15 protein-coding genes and 1 tRNA gene are annotated in these 16,208 nt (G+C 63.2%); 11 read left to right on the forward strand and 5 right to left on the reverse strand.

What is annotated here, in order from left to right:
- The first annotated feature begins 7 nt into the window (after positions 1 to 7).
- A complete protein-coding gene (locus LN996_RS06330; RefSeq protein ID WP_231339585.1) occupies positions 8 to 634 on the forward strand; it encodes a hypothetical protein in 627 nt (208 codons plus the stop codon).
- Here LN996_RS06330 and LN996_RS06335 read toward each other — a convergent pair.
- Together LN996_RS06335 and LN996_RS06340 are read right to left on the reverse strand one after the other, a co-directional pair.
- The gene (locus LN996_RS06335; protein WP_231339586.1) at positions 573 to 1,400 is read right to left on the reverse strand and encodes a DUF998 domain-containing protein; all 828 of its coding nucleotides are present in this window, start codon (positions 1,398 to 1,400) and stop codon (positions 573 to 575) included. The two genes, LN996_RS06330 and LN996_RS06335, sit on opposite strands and share 62 nt — an antisense overlap.
- Before the next feature lie 69 nt (positions 1,401 to 1,469).
- The gene (locus LN996_RS06340) at positions 1,470 to 2,255 is read right to left on the reverse strand and encodes a DUF998 domain-containing protein (protein ID WP_231339587.1); all 786 of its coding nucleotides are present in this window, start codon (positions 2,253 to 2,255) and stop codon (positions 1,470 to 1,472) included.
- Between the two features lie 108 nt (positions 2,256 to 2,363).
- Here LN996_RS06340 and LN996_RS06345 point away from each other — a divergent pair.
- From LN996_RS06345 to LN996_RS06355, 3 genes are all read left to right on the forward strand, one after another.
- A tRNA-Arg gene (locus tag LN996_RS06345) sits at positions 2,364 to 2,436 on the forward strand.
- A gap of 1 nt (position 2,437) precedes the next feature.
- Positions 2,438 to 2,896 (forward strand): DUF6314 family protein, encoded by a 459-nt coding sequence (locus tag LN996_RS06350; protein WP_231339588.1) that lies wholly within the window; start codon positions 2,438 to 2,440, stop codon positions 2,894 to 2,896.
- On the forward strand, positions 2,890 to 3,300 hold the full coding sequence (locus tag LN996_RS06355; protein ID WP_231339589.1) for an NUDIX domain-containing protein: 411 nt from the start codon (positions 2,890 to 2,892) through the stop codon (positions 3,298 to 3,300). Before LN996_RS06350 ends, LN996_RS06355 begins: the two co-directional genes overlap by 7 nt.
- A gap of 12 nt (positions 3,301 to 3,312) precedes the next feature.
- Here LN996_RS06355 and LN996_RS06360 read toward each other — a convergent pair whose 3' ends face one another.
- Together LN996_RS06360 and LN996_RS06365 are read right to left on the reverse strand one after the other, a co-directional pair.
- Positions 3,313 to 5,226 (reverse strand): ABC transporter ATP-binding protein, encoded by a 1,914-nt coding sequence (locus tag LN996_RS06360; RefSeq protein ID WP_231339590.1) that lies wholly within the window; start codon positions 5,224 to 5,226, stop codon positions 3,313 to 3,315.
- Positions 5,227 to 5,228: 2 nt separating this feature from the next.
- Positions 5,229 to 6,890 (reverse strand): ABC-F family ATP-binding cassette domain-containing protein, encoded by a 1,662-nt coding sequence (locus tag LN996_RS06365; protein WP_231339591.1) that lies wholly within the window; start codon positions 6,888 to 6,890, stop codon positions 5,229 to 5,231.
- Between the two features lie 210 nt (positions 6,891 to 7,100).
- On the opposite strand from LN996_RS06365, the gene LN996_RS06370 reads away from it, so the two are divergent.
- The 7 genes from LN996_RS06370 (at position 7,101) to LN996_RS06400 (ending at position 13,019) form a co-directional block, all read left to right on the forward strand.
- Positions 7,101 to 7,823 (forward strand): hypothetical protein, encoded by a 723-nt coding sequence (locus LN996_RS06370; RefSeq protein WP_231339592.1) that lies wholly within the window; start codon positions 7,101 to 7,103, stop codon positions 7,821 to 7,823.
- Positions 7,820 to 8,527, forward strand: coding sequence for a hypothetical protein (locus LN996_RS06375; protein ID WP_231339593.1), 708 nt, complete (start codon positions 7,820 to 7,822; stop codon positions 8,525 to 8,527). Before LN996_RS06370 ends, LN996_RS06375 begins: the two co-directional genes overlap by 4 nt.
- A gap of 240 nt (positions 8,528 to 8,767) precedes the next feature.
- Positions 8,768 to 9,583 carry an amino acid ABC transporter substrate-binding protein gene (locus LN996_RS06380; RefSeq protein ID WP_231339594.1) on the forward strand — a complete coding sequence of 272 codons (816 nt, stop codon included), beginning with the start codon at positions 8,768 to 8,770 and terminating at the stop codon, positions 9,581 to 9,583.
- Positions 9,584 to 10,243 carry an amino acid ABC transporter permease gene (locus tag LN996_RS06385; RefSeq protein WP_231339595.1) on the forward strand — a complete coding sequence of 220 codons (660 nt, stop codon included), beginning with the start codon at positions 9,584 to 9,586 and terminating at the stop codon, positions 10,241 to 10,243. It abuts the gene before it with no gap.
- Positions 10,230 to 11,036: an amino acid ABC transporter ATP-binding protein gene (locus tag LN996_RS06390; protein WP_231339596.1), complete on the forward strand. Its 807-nt coding sequence runs from the start codon at positions 10,230 to 10,232 to the stop codon at positions 11,034 to 11,036. The genes LN996_RS06385 and LN996_RS06390 overlap by 14 nt, the downstream gene beginning before the upstream one ends.
- A 13-nt stretch (positions 11,037 to 11,049) precedes the next feature.
- Positions 11,050 to 11,958: a hypothetical protein gene (locus tag LN996_RS06395; RefSeq protein WP_231339597.1), complete on the forward strand. Its 909-nt coding sequence runs from the start codon at positions 11,050 to 11,052 to the stop codon at positions 11,956 to 11,958.
- 2 nt (positions 11,959 to 11,960) lie between these two features.
- Positions 11,961 to 13,019, forward strand: coding sequence for a hypothetical protein (locus LN996_RS06400; RefSeq protein WP_231339598.1), 1,059 nt, complete (start codon positions 11,961 to 11,963; stop codon positions 13,017 to 13,019).
- Positions 13,020 to 13,071: 52 nt separating this feature from the next.
- Here the strand turns inward: LN996_RS06400 and LN996_RS06405 are convergent, their stop codons facing one another.
- Positions 13,072 to 16,101 carry a glycoside hydrolase family 38 C-terminal domain-containing protein gene (locus LN996_RS06405; protein ID WP_231339599.1) on the reverse strand — a complete coding sequence of 1,010 codons (3,030 nt, stop codon included), beginning with the start codon at positions 16,099 to 16,101 and terminating at the stop codon, positions 13,072 to 13,074.
- Positions 16,102 to 16,208: the final 107 nt, after the last annotated feature.

Genomic DNA, 16,208 nt, shown 5'->3' on the forward strand with positions numbered 1-16,208 from the left:
GGATGACATGGCCAAGACACCAGCGCAGCGCATCAAGAAGCACGGAGCAAAGGCTGTGGTTCCCGATCACACCTTGCCTCCCGTGATCAACACCACCACCCAGCGCACCCCGCAAAAGGCGCAGAGCAACTCCAAGCTCATTGTGATCGCGGGCGTCGTGGCCAGCCTGTTCCTGTTCTGGTACCTGCACCTGCTGACCCTGAACCAGATGACCCAGCTCTCCGGCGGGCTGGCGATGCCGGACTCGCTGATCGGCGGCTTCTCACAGGACTACGTCTCGCAGCTCCGCGATGCCATGGATGAGTCCGCGCGCGGCCAGCTCAACTACGTCCACAAGACTGCCGGCACGCTGTTTCCGCTGATCTTCGGCTTCAGCTGGCTGCTGCTGATCGGCACCAATGTGGCGCGGAAGTCATGGCGTTGGGCCATGTGGGCTGCTCCGCTGCTGTTCGCGGTGGCCCACCTGTGGTCCAATGTGGCCATCGATTCCATGCTGTCCACGGACACGCCCGACGCCGGTGCGGTGGCTTTGGCCTCTTCGCTCACCGTTGCGTCGTGGGTGCTGTTCCTCATCAGCCTCCTGTGCGGCGTGGCTGCGGTGTTCCTGGGACGGAAGAACGCACCACAGCCCTGACAGCTTTCCTTTGCTTCGTCACCCGTCGTGCCACTACCAGGCCCACCATGGATAACCCCATGATGATCGGATAGGCCATGGTCCGTTCGATCGCACCCGGTTCCTCCACGCGCAGCCCCACTGCAAGGATGTAGATGGTGGTTCCCAGGGACACCGCACCGCACACGAGGACAAACCAGGACATCTGCGTATGCCTCCTCCACACGACGCCCAGGATCGCCAAGGACAGTGGCCCGGCAATGAAGTACATGCCCGCGCCGACCAGGTGCAACGCCAGGTCCGTGTCTTCGGGAACAAGCCCAACCATTGCCTGGCCTATGCCCGCCACGAGGATCAGCGCCCGCACAACCCCGGCCGCGAGCCAGGGAATGGACTCCGCTGCCCTGCGGGACTCCGAGGCCATCCGGGGAGTGATGACCCGCGCGCCCGGCTCGGCCGCGATGGACAACACGGCCGTATTGACCAACACGGCGCCCAGAATCATGGCTGCGCCCTGAAGCACGAACGAGACATTCATCAACCAATTGAGCGGGGAACAGACTTCATACCCGTTGAAAGGTCCGCAGTGGGCCGCACCGAGATCGCTGATGACGTGTGCCCGCCGTTCATAGCCCGGGTTGCCCAGCCACGCAGCTATCGCCACGGCTTCCACAATGAAGTAGTGGATGGGCGCGATCGCTGCCCATCCCCCAACCAGCTCGCGTCTCCCGGCGAGGTCGGGCAGAAGCCCGCGGTCACTGCCGCGCGGACCGGCCGCCGTCGTCATAGCGCCAGAATAGACCCCGCCAAGGTCCGGCGCACCAGTTGTTCGCTTCTGCGTGCATCAGGGCCCCCCTCAGCCCAACCGTATTGCCTTCCGTTCCGTGTGCACCCGCTGGGCGATCACCAGCCCGGCTGCTGCCAACCCGATGGTCACCGGGTACCCCATCAGCCGCTCCACAAGGCCGGGCAGGGCAACTTCCATCCCGGTGACCCCACCAATGATGAGCCCAACGATACAAACCAGGCCGCACAGGGCAAGGAACCAGCTGACCGGAGTCTGCCGGAACCACAGGACGCCCAACAGCAGCAGGGCGAATCCACCGCCGATGAAGAACATCAGGGCACCTGCGAAATGCCATGGCGAGTCGAGGTCTTCAGGCACCAACCCAACAAGGACGGTTCCTACGCCGGCAACTCCGGTGAGGATCCGGATCGCGACGGCCAGGATCCACGGCACAGTCAGCACGCGGGCTGGAGCGGAATCGGCTGCAACGGACCGGAAACGCCGGGCAGCAACACCGGGTCGCGCTGCTACGCACAGGAGCCCGGCGGTCAGGAAGAGCGCCCCCAGGATCAGGCCCAGTCCTTGGACCACGAAGGAGGCGTTCATCAGCAAGTGCAAGGGCGAGCAGACGGCCCTGTCCTCGTACACGCCACAAGAGATGGCTCCCAGGTCGCTGATGTAGCCAGTGGCCCTGCTGTAGGGCTCCGGACCTGCCCAGGCCTGGATCACGGCGGCTTCGGCCACAAAGTACTGGACGACGCTCAGCTGCGCCCAGCCGCCGATGTTCGCCCTGACGCTGCGGAGGTTGGGGAGGAACGATCCGGCCGGTGCTGCTGCAGTCGAGTGCCCTTTCATGGTCGCCAGCCTAGCGGTGTTCGGGCAGCGCCCCGGCAGCTTGTATGCTTGTAGTCGTGTCCGGGCCCTCGAGCTCCAGCAGTGGGATTCAGAGCCATGGACACACAGGCCCTCGTAGCTCAGTGGATAGAGCACGGCTCTCCTAAAGCCGGTGTCGTTGGTTCGATTCCAATCGAGGGCACTTGAACCACCAGGAACCCATCCAGGACTTGCAGGCCTACTTGGCCGGCAGCTGGACTGTGGAGCGGACACTCCTGGACCGGGCCTCCGGCACCCGCGGTACTTTTACCGGCGTCGTGCGTTATGCACTGAACCCCGACGGCGGCCTGGACTACCGCGAAGACGGCACCATGCACTGGCCTACCCATTCCGGCCCGGCTTTCCGCGAGTATGTCCTCACACCAGGCGCCGCCACGGATTCGATGGACGTGTTCTTTCCCGACGGCAGGCCCTTCCACATCATGAGCTTCTCTGAGCAGCGCAACCAGGACAAGCACTGGTGCGATCCCGACGATTACCGCGTCAACTACGTCCTTGAGGGCCCGGATTCGTTCAGCTTTACGTGGGATGTCCATGGGCCCGCCAAGGATTTGCTCCTGGAATCGCACCTGGTCCGACTCAACGCCGGGAGGCAATGGTGACCACTACGGACCTCATCGTGGTCAGCGCCGTTTGCGTCTACAACGACGAAGGCCACCTGCTCACCGTTCGCAAGCGCGGGACGGATAAGTTCATGCATCCGGGCGGCAAGCCCGAGCCCGGCGAAACAGCGGTTGAAGCAGCTTCGCGGGAACTGTCTGAAGAAGTCGGCATCGAAGTAGCAGCGGACCGGCTCCAGCCCCTTGGTGTCTGGCTTGCCGTGGCCGCCAACGAAGCAGCAACGAACATTGAGGCCACAGTCTTCACCGCTCCCGGAACCTGGGAGGCGCACCCTTCGGCGGAGATCGCCGAGATTCGTTGGCTGGACCTGAACGGGCCGTTGCCCACGGACCTTGCGCCCCTGCTGACGGACCACGTCATCCCGCTGCTGACCACGCCCAAGTAGGTAGCAGATCAGCTACAGCTCCGGGACGGCTTCCTGGGCCACCGCTGTGGCTTCGGCGAATTGGGTTTGATACAGCTCGGCGTACCTTCCCTCTGCCGCAAGCAGTTCGGTGTGCGTGCCGCGTTCCACGATCCTGCCGTCCTCAACCACCAAAATGGCGTCCGCCGCGCGGATGGTGGACAGCCTGTGCGCAATCACGACGGCGGTACGCCCCTCGAGCGCCTCGCCCAAGGCCGCCTGCACGGCGGCTTCGTTGGTGGAATCCAAGGCCGCAGTGGCTTCGTCGAGGATCACAACCCGCGGCTGCTTGATCAGGAGGCGGGCAATGGTGAGGCGTTGGCGTTCACCGCCGGAGAGCCGGTAGCCGCGCTCCCCCACCACGGTTTCCAAGCCGTCAGGCAATGACCGGATCATCGGTTCCAGGCGTGCCCGGCGGAGCACATCCCACATGTCGTCTTCGGTGGCATCCGGACGGGCGAGGCGCAGGTTGGACGCGATGCTTTCGTGGAACAGGTGGCCGTCCTGGGTCACCATGCCCATCGTGTCCCGCAGGGAATCGAAACTTAGATCGCGGACATCCACACCGGTTCCGGGGTTCTGTCCGCCAAGGCGCACGGCGCCTGAATCGACGTCGTACAAACGCGAGAGCAGCTGGGCCACTGTGGACTTGCCCGCACCCGAGGAGCCCACCAAGGCCACAGTCTGGCCGGGTTCCACCCTGAAGCTGATCCCGTGCAGGACTTCCTCGCCGCCCCGGGTGTCCAGGGTTGCCACCTCTTCCAACGAGGCAAGGGACACTTTATCCGCGGAAGGGTAGGAGAAGCGGACGTCGTCGAACTCCACGGCCACCGGTCCGGCCGGAACTTCCACGGCGTCCGGTTTCTGGGTGATCAGGGGCTGCAGGTCCAGGATCTCAAACACCCGCTCGAAGCTGACCAGCGCGCTCATGATTTCCACACGGGCGTTGGACAGCGCAGTCAGCGGAGCGTAGAGGCGGGTCAGCAGGAGCGCCAGGACCACCACGTCACCGGGCGCCAGTTGCCCGCCGATGGCCAGCCAGCCGCCGAGTCCGTAGACCAGGGCAAGAGCCAACGCCGACACCAGGGTCAGTGCCGTGACGAAGGTGAACTGCAGCATCGCAGTCCGGATACCGATGTCCCGCACCCGTCCCGCGCGGGCAGCGAATTCCCGGGATTCCTCGTCGGGGCGGCCGAACAGCTTCACCAGGGTGGCACCCGGTGCGGAGAACCGCTCGGTCATCTGCGTACCCATGGCCGCGTTGTGCGCAGCAGCCTCACGGCGGAGGTCCGCCAACTTGGAGCCCATGCGCCGGGCAGGGATCAGGAAGATGGGCAGCAGGACCATGGCCAGCACGGTCACCAACCATGACGTGTTCAGCATGACCGCAAGTGTGAGGGCCAAAGCCACCACGTTGCTGACCACTCCGGACAGCGTGCCGGCGAAGGCGGACTGCGCTCCGATGACGTCATTGTTCAGTCGGCTGACCAGGGCACCGGTGCGGGTCCTGGTGAAGAAGGCAATGGGCATGCGCTGCACATGGTCAAAGACGCGGGTGCGGAGATCCACAATGACGCCCTCGCCAATGATGGATGACAGCCAGCGGGTCACCAGCCCCACACCGGCCTCGCCTACGGCGACGATGGCGATCAGGACGGCGAGCCAAATCACCGTTCCAACACCGGCGTTGGCGATGATGGCGTCAACTACCTGACCTGCCAGCACGGGCGTCGCAACAGCCAGGAAAGCACCTGCGATGGAAGCGATCACGAAGGCAATGAGCTTGGCCTTGTGCGGGGCAGCAAAAGCCATAACGCGCTTCAGCGTTTCCTTGGAGAACGGTTTCGATCCGCTCTTGGCAGTGGTGATGTTGTACAGCGAGCTCCAGGCCACGCGGTCCATGCTCATGGTTATTTCTCCTGGCTTGGGGTGTGGTGAAGTTCCTGGACTTGGCCGTTCTCGAGGTGCCAGCGGGAATCGAGCCGAACGTTTTCCAACAGCCGGCGGTCATGGGTGACCAGCAAGAGCGCGCCCTCGTAGCTTTCCAGCGCCTCTTCAAGCTGCTCGATCGCAGGGAGGTCCAAATGGTTGGTGGGCTCGTCCAGCACCAGAAGGTTGACGCCACGGGCCTGCAGCAGGGCCAGGGCAGCACGGGTCCGCTCCCCCGGGGACAACGAATCCACTGTCCGAGCGGTGTGGTCCGCCTTCAGGCCGAACTTGGCCAAAAGCGTCCGGACATCCGCACTGTTCCAGTCCACCAGCACGGCTTCCACTGCATCTCCGAGCGGCTGCCCGCCGTCGAGCAGTCCACGCGCCTGGTCGATTTCGCCGATGGCGACGGAGGCGCCCATGGAGGCATCGCCGTCGTCCGGTTCCTGCGTTCCCAGCAGCAGGCGCAGGAGCGTCGACTTGCCGGCCCCGTTCGGTCCTGTGATGCCGATGCGTTCGCCGCCGTTGAGTTGGAGGTTCACCGGTCCCAGCGTGAAGTCACCTTGGCGCGCGACGACGTCACGCAAGGTGGCGACGACGGCACTGGAGCGGGGTGCCTGGCCGATGCTGAACTGAAGCTGCCATTCCTTGCGAGGTTCTTCGACCTCGGTGAGCCTGGCAATCCGGGACTCCATCTGGCGGACCTTCTGGGCCTGCTTTTCCGAGGATTCGCTGCTCGCGGCGCGCCGGATCTTATCGTTGTCCGGGTTCTTCTTCATGGCGTTCCGGACGCCTTGGGAACTCCATTCCCGTTGGGTGCGCGCGCGGGACACCAGGTCTGCCTTGGTGTTGGCGAACTCTTCGTAGCGTTCACGGGCGTGGCGCCTGGCTACTGCACGCTCTTCGAGGAAGGCCTCGTATCCGCCGTCATAAACGGCCACGGAATTCTGGGCGAGGTCCAGTTCCACCACGGTAGTGACGCAGCGGGCCAGGAATTCACGGTCGTGGGACACCAGCACCACGCCGCCGCGCAGGCCCTGGACGAAAGCCTCCAGGCGGGCCAGGCCGTCGAGGTCAAGATCGTTGGTGGGTTCGTCAAGGAGGACGACGTCGAAGCGGCTGAGCAGCAATGCAGCCAATGCCACGCGCGCGGCCTGTCCGCCGGAAAGTCCGGTCATGAGGGCCTCTGCGCCAAGCTCCAGCCCGAGGTCCGCCAGCACGGCCGGGATACGGTCTTCCAGGTCTGCTGCCCCTGACGCCATCCAGCGGTCGAAGGCCAGGGAGTAGGCGTCATCGGCGCCGGGAGCCCCGGAGCCGAGGGCCTCTGCGGTGGATTCCATCTCTGTCGTTGCTTGGGCGCAGCCGGTGCGCCGGGCAATGTAGGCCCCGATTGTTTCGCCGGCAGTGCGCTCGTGCTCCTGCGGCAACCAGCCAACAAACGCGTCCGACGGCGCCAGGCTGACGCTGCCCGCTTGGGGCTGGTCCACGCCGGCAATGATGCGCAGCAGCGTGGATTTACCGGCACCGTTCGCGCCGACGACGCCGACAACGTCGCCGGGAGCCACCGTCAGGGAAAGTTCGGAAAAGAGTGTTCGATGGCCGTGGCCACCGGCAAGATTCTTGGCCACCAAGGTTGCTGTCATTTGTGTATCCTCCAGCAGGGAAAACGCAGGAATTCAGGCCGCGATTCCCGCAGGCATGGAAAAACCCGTTGGTCCGGACTTGGGGGGTGTACGGACCAACGGGTTCAAGCATCAAGCATAATTCAATGTGGCGTCCGCGTAAAATCGATTCGTACTCCCACTTACGGCCTACTCCTGTCCTGCCCCGCGACCCTTCCCGGAAAGTTCCACATGCCCTTACAGTCCAAGGCGTTCCAGCGCTGGCTTCACGGCGTTGCGCCCGATGCCAGCACAGCTGACGTCTGCAGGATCGCCGGCATCAAGCGGACAACACTGGCCCAGCAGTTGGTCCGCGGCAAGGTTGCCGAGTCCACTTTGGTGAGTATCAGCCGCGGCTTCCAGCTGAGCCCCGTGGAAGCACTGTCCACTTTCGATCTTTACTCCGAACTCCGCGGCGCGCCGGTCCCGCCCACGGGCTGCGAACTCGTGAGCCAGATCGCCACCATCGATTTGCTGCGCGCGGTAGTGGACCGAAGCGAACCAGGTTCCGCGCCCGCTGGCCACCTTTCCGAACCACCGCACCCTACGTCGGTGCGGAACTGGGTGGACGCAATCGACGACGGCGAGTTACGCCACCGGGTCAGCGACACCACGGGGATCGCCCCGCAAAATTTCTCGGCACATTTGACGGCCAACAGGCTTCCACCAGAACTCGCCATCGCCACCTCACGGGCAGCAGGAGTGGGACCGGCCGGAGGACTGGTGGCGGGCGGGCTCATCACCGAAGCCGAGGCCGGATGGCCACCCAATGCCCGGCAGGAGGCGCTGGACAAAATGTCCCAAAGCGAACTGGTAACCCTGGCCGGCGAACGGCTCCTGGCCCTCGGTAAGACACTGCGCCGCCAGGAACAAGACCACGAACGTACTGAACGAATATGGGAGAACCTCGGATGACGGCTGTCCTGCCTTGGGTGACGCTGGTTGTTTGCCTGGCAATTACGCTTGCGCGGATCCCAAGCCTGATCCGGGGCGAGAACCGGGTGGTTTTCTACATCTTCGCGTTGATCACCCTGGACATCCTCCTCAGCATCGAGGGGCCCTACCTTGCCATCGACGCACTCTTGGGCGGAATCAACGTCACTAACCTGGTCCTGCGGTTCCTGCTCTACGGAACGTTCCTGCTCATGGGCATCAAGATCGCCATGGGGTTCGGCTCGCAGTCAGCCGTCCGCGCCATACGCGGCCCCTGGGGGCTGACCGTCCTGGGATTCACCGTGGCGCTGACCATTTTCTTCTTCGTCATCACGGACACACGCGGTTCCACCGTGGGCATGACGGGGCTGACGTGGGGACCCTCGATGGAGGCCTACGCGGCGCTGGGGCGCTTTTATCCCGGCTATGTGTCGGCTTGTTTGTTGCCTGCGATCTGGCGGACCATCGTTGGCCGCTACCCTGCCTTGCTCAGGGGTGCCTCAGCCCTGCTCTTCCTCGGCCTGGCCCTGCTGTTGATCTCCCAGCTCTTCCCCCTGATCCCCTTGGTCCACCTGTGGTTGCGTTCGCTGATCAACTACTCCGCAGTGCTGGCCACGGCCATTGGGTTGGCCGGGATCTGGTTCTCGAAAGCCTATTCGCGCCGAAAACGACGTCTCTCGGCGTAAGACTTTCACAAAACCATTAGATCGTGGCACAATCATGAATGTGTGAACGCGGTTGCAGCCTGACACCGGAATCAGAGAACGGGTTTCCGGTGGATGTGGCGCCCACGTGAACACAATTGGGGGGATGAGTGGTGGCGGGCTGTTGGGGACCGCCCCCACTCAGCCTTTTTAACGCCCCTGTTGCCGGTCGCCGGCGGCCCCACACCCAGCAAGGTTCCTTACGGTGGCTAAGATGGCTCCATGAACAGCCTTCGCACCCGACGCTCTGTCCTCGCAGCTACGCTGGCCTCGGCCGCCCTTGCACTTTCTGCGTGCGGTGGCGGGTCCACGCCCGCACAGTCAGGCGGCGACACGTCCCTTTCAGATGTGAAGTCCAAAGGTGAATTGGTGATCGCCACCGAGGGTACCTACCGTCCCTTCAGCTTCCATGCTGACGGCGCAGGCGAACTGACCGGATTCGACGTCGAGATCGCCCAGGCCGTGGCCGGGAAACTCGGCGTGAAGGCCTCGTTCCAGGAAACGCAGTTCGATGGCATCTTCGCCGGGCTGGACTCCAAGCGCTTCGACACCATCGCCAACCAGATTTCCATCAATGACGAGCGCAAGGCCAAATACGACTTCTCCACGCCCTACACCGTCTCCACCGGAGTGGTGGTGACCAAGTCGGACAACACCAGCATTAACAGCTTCGCGGACCTCAAGGGCAAGACCACGGCACAATCGCTGACCAGCAACTTCTACAAGATGGCCGTTGAAGCCGGCGCCAATGTCCAGGCGGTTGAGGGCTGGGCGCAGTCCGCCACCCTGGTGCAGCAGGGACGCGTGGATGCCACCGTGAACGACAAACTCACCTACTTGGACTACGCCAAGAACACTCCCGACTCCGGACTGAAGGTCGCGGCGGAAGCGCCGGAGAAGACCGAGAGTGCGTTTGTCTTCCGCAAGGGGTCCACCGAGCTCACCGCAGCGGTGGACAAGGCGCTGGCCGATCTCCGGGCCGATGGCACCCTTGCGAAGATTTCGGATAAGTACTTCGGCGCAGATGTCACCAAATAAATGAACTGGGACCTCATCTGGAGTTCCTTCGGGCCGATCATTACCGGCGCCGTCACGGGCACCATACCCCTGACCCTTGCCTCGTTCGCCTTCGGGCTGGTTTTGGCGTTGGTGGTTGCACTGTTGCGGCTGAGCCCCAACTGGTTTCTCTCGGGCCTGGGGCGCTTCTACGTATCGGTCATCCGAGGCACGCCCCTGCTGGTGCAGCTCTTCGTGATTTTCTTCGGGCTACCCAGCATCGGGGTCAGGCTGGATCCCTGGCCCAGCGCCATCATCGCGTTCTCCCTGAACGTGGGCGGCTACGCGGCCGAGATCATCCGCGCCGCCATCCTGTCCGTGCCCAAGGGCCAGTGGGAAGCCGGCCACACCATCGGCATGTCGCGCCCGCAGACCCTGGTCCGCATCATCCTCCCCCAAGCCGCAAGGGTGTCAGTACCGCCGTTGTCCAACACCTTTATTTCACTGGTGAAGGACACGTCCCTCGCATCATTGATCCTGGTCACCGAACTCTTCCGCAACGCCCAGCAAATTGCGGCGTTCAGCAACGAGTTCCTGATCCTCTACTTGCAGGCAGCCCTGGTCTACTGGGTCATCTGCCTGGTCCTTTCCACCGCGCAGTCCGCCGTGGAAAAGAGATTGGACCGCTATGTCGCCCACTAACGAATCCATCCCGGAGCCGAGCGCTACGTCTGTCCTGAAAGCAAGGAACCTCGCCAAGGCGTTCGGAAGCAACGTGGTGCTGCGGGACATCGACATCGATATCCGCCGCGGCCAGGTGGTAGCCCTGATCGGTCCCTCAGGCTCAGGCAAGACCACCGTCCTGCGCTCGCTCAACGGCCTTGAAATTCCCGACGGCGGCACGGTCACCTTCGGGGACAGTGATGCCGCGGGCGGTCTGGCCATCGACTTCGATGCCAAAGTTGGCAAGAAGGAGATCGCCGCACTGCGGGACCGGAGCGCCATGGTCTTCCAGCACTACAACCTGTTCCCGCACATGACGGTCCTGAAGAACATTATCGAGGGCCCCGTCCAGGTCCAGAAGCGGCCGCGTGCCGAAGCCATCGCCGAAGCCGAACGCCTGCTGGAACGGGTTGGCCTTGCCGACAAGCGCGACGCATACCCTTTTGAGCTCTCCGGCGGACAGCAGCAGCGTGTGGGCATTGTCAGGGCCCTTGCCCTCAAGCCCCAGTTGCTCCTGTTCGACGAGCCTACGTCCGCGCTGGACCCCGAATTGGTGGGAGACGTCCTGGGCGTCATCAAGGAACTCGCTGAAGAGGGCTGGACCATGGTGATCGTGACCCATGAACTTGCTTTCGCCCAGCACGTGGCGGACGAGGTCATCTTCATGGATGGCGGCGTGGTGGTGGAACGGGGTCCCGCTGCCGAGGTGCTGCGCGCACCCCGGCAGGAACGGACCAAACTTTTTGTCAAACGGCTACAGCACGACGTCTAGGAGACTCAAGAAAATGGGGGAAGAGACTTTGGATGCAGCAGCCCAACCAGGCCGCAGAAAGTCCCGGCGTACTATCATCATCGTCGCAGTGGTTGTCATCGCTGTCCTGGCTGGAGGACTCGGCACGTGGTTTGCCCTCTCCCGCCCGGCAGGCGTCCAGCGCGCAGATGTGGTCCGTTTGGACAAGGAACGCCTCATACTGGACAACTCAATGAACCTCTACGATCCGCTGGTCACCCAGTTCTCGGTCCGGCTGACGAATGTGATGTCCGAAACCGCCGGGCAAGAGGCCAAGGACACGGTCCTCAACCAGGATGGTGACCGCTTGAAACGCGAGTCAGGGATAAACCGGGACCGTTTGGAACGGATGGGGTCATCACCGGCAGTGCAGGAACAGGAAATCCGCGACGCCTACAACCGGTTCAAAGAGCACTACGGAGCCGTGATCGCCTACAACGATCAACTGGTGGTCAACACGGCGAACATAACCCAATCCATTGGTGGTCCCTGCGCTCCCCTGCATTCGTCCTTGAATGTTGGCAGCGAGACGTACTCCGCAGATTACGTCAAGGCTGCGGAGTCCTGCCTGACGGCCATAGCCTCAGCCAAGGAGAACACCGACGCCGGGACAACCGAACTCCTGACCTCGGTTGAGGGCATCATCCGCGGACAGCGGGACAAACAACAGGAAGCCCTGGATGGCAAGGACGACTTCGAGCGCCTGGCCAAACGGATGCTGGCTGGCCTGGCGATGCTGGATATCAACGACGCACTCAAAACCGCCGAAACAAAGTATGAAAGCTCCGCGAAGGAGCAATACACCCAGCTCATCAATAACGCCAATGACTCCAACAAAGAGTTTGAAAGTGCCCTCAAGAAGCGCACGGACCAGTTTGATGCTGCAGGCAAGGACGGGGAATAGCCATGACGATTGAACCCGGACCCACAAGTCAACCGGACCTCCCGCAGCAACCGGACCCCGCAGGGCAACCGGCGCCCAAAAAGCCCAAACTGGCCCTCATCCTGATCTCCAGCGTTGTTGTCCTGTTGGTGATTGCCGCGGCGGCTGTTGTGACCATGACCCAAGTATCCGGACAGCAGCGCAAGGAAAGCCTGCAGCAGCTGAAGGATGGCCAGCTCACCGCGCTGGTGGATTCCCGGGCCAAGCTTCAGCCGGCAGCCAATGAATACCTCGCTGCCTACAAGAAAGCGCGGAACGCCCCCGCCTCACAGGAAGAGGCCGGGACGAACTCCCGCAAGGAACGGGACGAGTTCCAGAAAGCTGCAGATGAGGCCCGGTCCGCACTGCAGAAAGTACAGTCCGCCCACGAGTCCCGTGAAGATGGAATCGGCGTCGCCATCGGGCAACTCGAAGACTCGTATGAAGGCTACATCGACCATATGGAAGGCCTGGTGGAGTCATACCCACAGTTTGAAGGCCTCTTCAGGGCCGACGGTGCAGGCTGCAACGGCCTGTTTGTCGGTTCCAAGGCCGCCAACCTTCGGGAGCGCCAAACCTTGCTGAGCCAGGCCGCGGCCCCTTGCCGCGAAGCAGCCGGCCAACTCAAGCAATCCAAGAACGTGGCCTACGTCGAATTTGCCCGTACCTTTGACAACCGGGTAGGACAGCTCGAATCGAACGCCGGGATCACGGCAAAGTCTGAAGAGACTTACAACGAGTTTGTCCGGCTCAAGGACCAGTTGGTCCAGAAGACGGATGAAGCGACCGCACGCAACGCCTCTGATGAGGAATTGCTGAAAATTGCCGACGAAGCCAAGGCACTTAACACCCGCATCAAGAACAACAGGTCAGAGTTTGACTTCGCAGCCAAGCGCTACCTGTCGGGAGTGAAGGACATGCCTGTCCTGGTGGAGGAAGTGTTCTCCAAGAAGATCGCGGCCGAACTCAAGAGCTACGACGCGGTGATCCCCTTGCGCGTTCAAATCCTGAAAGACGCAGTGGACGTCGAACTGGTCGAATAGCCCCCCGTCTGGTCGAGTAACCCCCGGCGGCATCTGACGCCGGGGGTACCCGTCAGCGCGTGAAGCGCAGTGTCACCAGTTGGAACGGACGAAGCACCAGGTGGACTTCCGAGTCCTCCCCCGCGGTCACTCCTGGAGCCACTGCCACACGCTCCAGCAGGTCCGTGGCCGTCGCTCCAACAGCCTCAAAACCGGGCCTGACAGTGGCAGCTGAGCGCTCACCCAGCGATTCGTACAACCGGACGATGACATCGCCTGAACCGTCCTCGGCCAGCTTCACGGCTTCCACCACCACGGCGGGGTTGGACACCGAGACCAGCGGCTCCACAGCATGCCCGCCGGTGACGAACCTCGGCTTCAGGTTGGTCCGGTACCCCTCTTCCACGGCGTCGGCAATCGCTGCCCCTGGCCTGATGGACAGTTCCAGGGTGTGCTCTCCCCGGTCTGCTTCCGGGTCCGGGAACCGGGCGGACCTCAGCAGGGAGGTCCTGACCGTCGTCGTGGTTCCGCCGTCGGGGCGAACCGCCCTGGTGACATCGTGCCCGTAGCTCGACGAGTTGCTCACCGCGACTCCATAGCCGGGCTCGGCCACGTGGATCCAGCGGTGGGCGCAAATCTCGAACTTCGCCGCTTCCCAGGAGGTGTTGGTATGGGTGGGCCGGAAGACGTGGCCAAACTGCGTTTCCGACGCCGAGCGATCCGCCCTCACATCCAGCGGGAAGGCGATCTTCAGCATCTTTTCGCGTTCCTGCCAGTCCACGGTGGTGGCGATGCCCAATGACTTGGCGCCGGCGTCGAGCGTCACGCGCTGGGTGATGGTGGAGGCGCCCACCTTGCGCTGGACCACCACGACGGCGCCTGCTGGCGTGCGTTCAAGGTCGATGGTGTCCGCTTGGGTCAGTTGGGTGACGTTCCGACGGTAGAACTCCTCGATATCCCACGCATCCCACTCATTAGGGGTGTCGCGGAAGAGCTCCAACAGGTTGCCGGTTTGTCCCGGGGCGATCGCGTCACGGCCGCTGGCGTGATCCACCAATGACGTGAGCAGGCCGTTCCCGTCCAGGACTGCACGGATGACGCCGTTGTCCAGGATGAAGCTCTCTCCGGACTGGTCCACCTGGACGCCTGCGCCGGATCCGGCGCCTTCACCGATACCCAGGGCGGCCACGCCGTCGCGGCGATGCGGAGCCGCATTGAGCAGGTAGCTTGTGTCGCCGTCCCCCACCAGGGCCTGCGCGGCCTCGCTGATGATGGCCTCGAGGTCACGGGAAATGGCCTCATAGTTGCGCTCGGCGTCCTGGTGCACCCAGGCAATGGAACTGCCCGGCAGGATGTCGTGGAACTGCTGCAGGAGAACAAGCCGCCAGAGCCGCTTCAACTCGTCCCGGGGATATGCATAGTCCGCACCGAGTCGGACGGCAGCCGTGGAGCACCACAGCTCGGCCTCCCGCAGAAGGTGCTCGCTGCGGCGGTTGCCACGCTTGGTCTTGGCCTGGCTGGTATAGGTGCCGCGGTGCATTTCCAAGTACATTTCACCCACCCAGACCGGCAGGTTGGCGTACTCGGCTTCAGCTTGCGTGAAAAAGTCCTTGGCGGTGCCCATGCGGACCTTCGGCGAACCTTCCAGGTCTGCCGTGCGGTGCGCAGCAGCCACCATTTCGCGCGTGGGGCCGCCACCGCCGTCGCCATAACCGAAAGGCACCAAGGACATGGTCCCGCGGCCGTGGTCCCGGTAATTGCGCTCCGCGTGGGCCAGTTCGCGGCCGTGCAGTTCAGCGTTGTACGAGTCGACCGGCGGGAAGTGCGTAAACAACCGGGTTCCGTCGATGCCTTCCCACGTGAAGGTGTGGTGCGGCATCCGGTTGACCTTGTTCCAGGAAATCTTCTGTGTCAGGAACCAACGGGAACCGGCTTCCTTGACGATTTGCGGGATGGCGCCGGAGTAGCCGAAGGAGTCAGGCAGCCAGGCTTCCTGGCACTCGACGTCGAACTCCTTCAGGAAGAAGCTCTTGCCCTCCACGAACTGGCGGGCCATCGCCTCGCCGCCGGGCATGTTGGTGTCCGATTCCACCCACATGCCGCCTACGGGAATGAACTGACCGGCTTTGACCTTCTCCCGGATCCGGACAAAGAGCTCCGGGAAGTACTCCTTGATCCACGCCATCTGCTGGGCCGAGGAACAGGAGAACACAAAATCCGGATCCTCGTCCATGAGGGCCACCACGTTGGAGAACGTCCGGGCACACTTACGGATGGTTTCACGGACCGGCCACAGCCAAGCCGAGTCGATGTGCGCATGGCCGGTGGCCAGGAGCTGGTGCGCGGATGCATACGCGGGACGGTCCAGGACCGCTTTCAACTCCTCGCGACCTGCCGCCGCGGTCCCGGCGACATCGTCCGGGTCCATAACGTCCAGCATCCGTTCCAGCGCCCGCAGGATTTCATGGCGGCGGGGAAGCTCAGTAGGGAGTTCATGCATGAGGCCGCTGAGCGTCCAGATGTCCTGGTTCAGTTCCCAGACCGTTTCGTTCAGCTCTGCCATGGCGATGCGGCCCAGGCGGTACCGGGGATCGTCGCCGGAGGTGGCCTTATCCCCTAACGGTGTGGGTGCAAAGGACCAGCCTTGCGCAACGTCCGGGTTGGCGGCGGCCTCCACATAGAAGTCGACGGACAGTCCACCACCCAGAAGTTTGAGCGGGACGTGGAAGTTCCGGGGGGAAATCGCTTTGATGATGCTGCCATCGGCACGCCAGGCAGTGCCTTCGCACTGGAATCCGGGGGCGTCGCTGTTGAAGCCGAGGTCCACGATGATTTCCACCGACGTGGACTCGGCCATGCCCCAGTCCTGCGGAACTTCGCCCTGAAGGTGCAGCCACTTGGTGCTCCAGGCCTTTCCCCAGGGGGCGCCGTGTTCCTGGGGCGTGAAGAGCTGGCGGATGGCCTCCGCAGCCGGCACGGGCTCACCCGGAGCATCCCAGCTGCTGAGCTGCAGCGGTATGGCCCTGCCGTAAATGGCCGGAAGAATGCGTTCCCGAACAAATCGGTCAAGACGCTGTTCAGTGATCCGGCGGTCGTCGTGCAATTAATTCCCCTTTGGGCTTCAGCTGAATAACAAGGTTGGCAGCCCCGCCCCGGATGTGCCGGGCACGGGCGGCGATTCTGGGGTCGCCGCGCTTCCAATCGATGGAT

The sequence above is a fragment of the Arthrobacter sp. AK01 genome (genome assembly GCF_021109375.1).
Classification (GTDB): Bacteria; Actinomycetota; Actinomycetes; order Actinomycetales; family Micrococcaceae; genus Arthrobacter.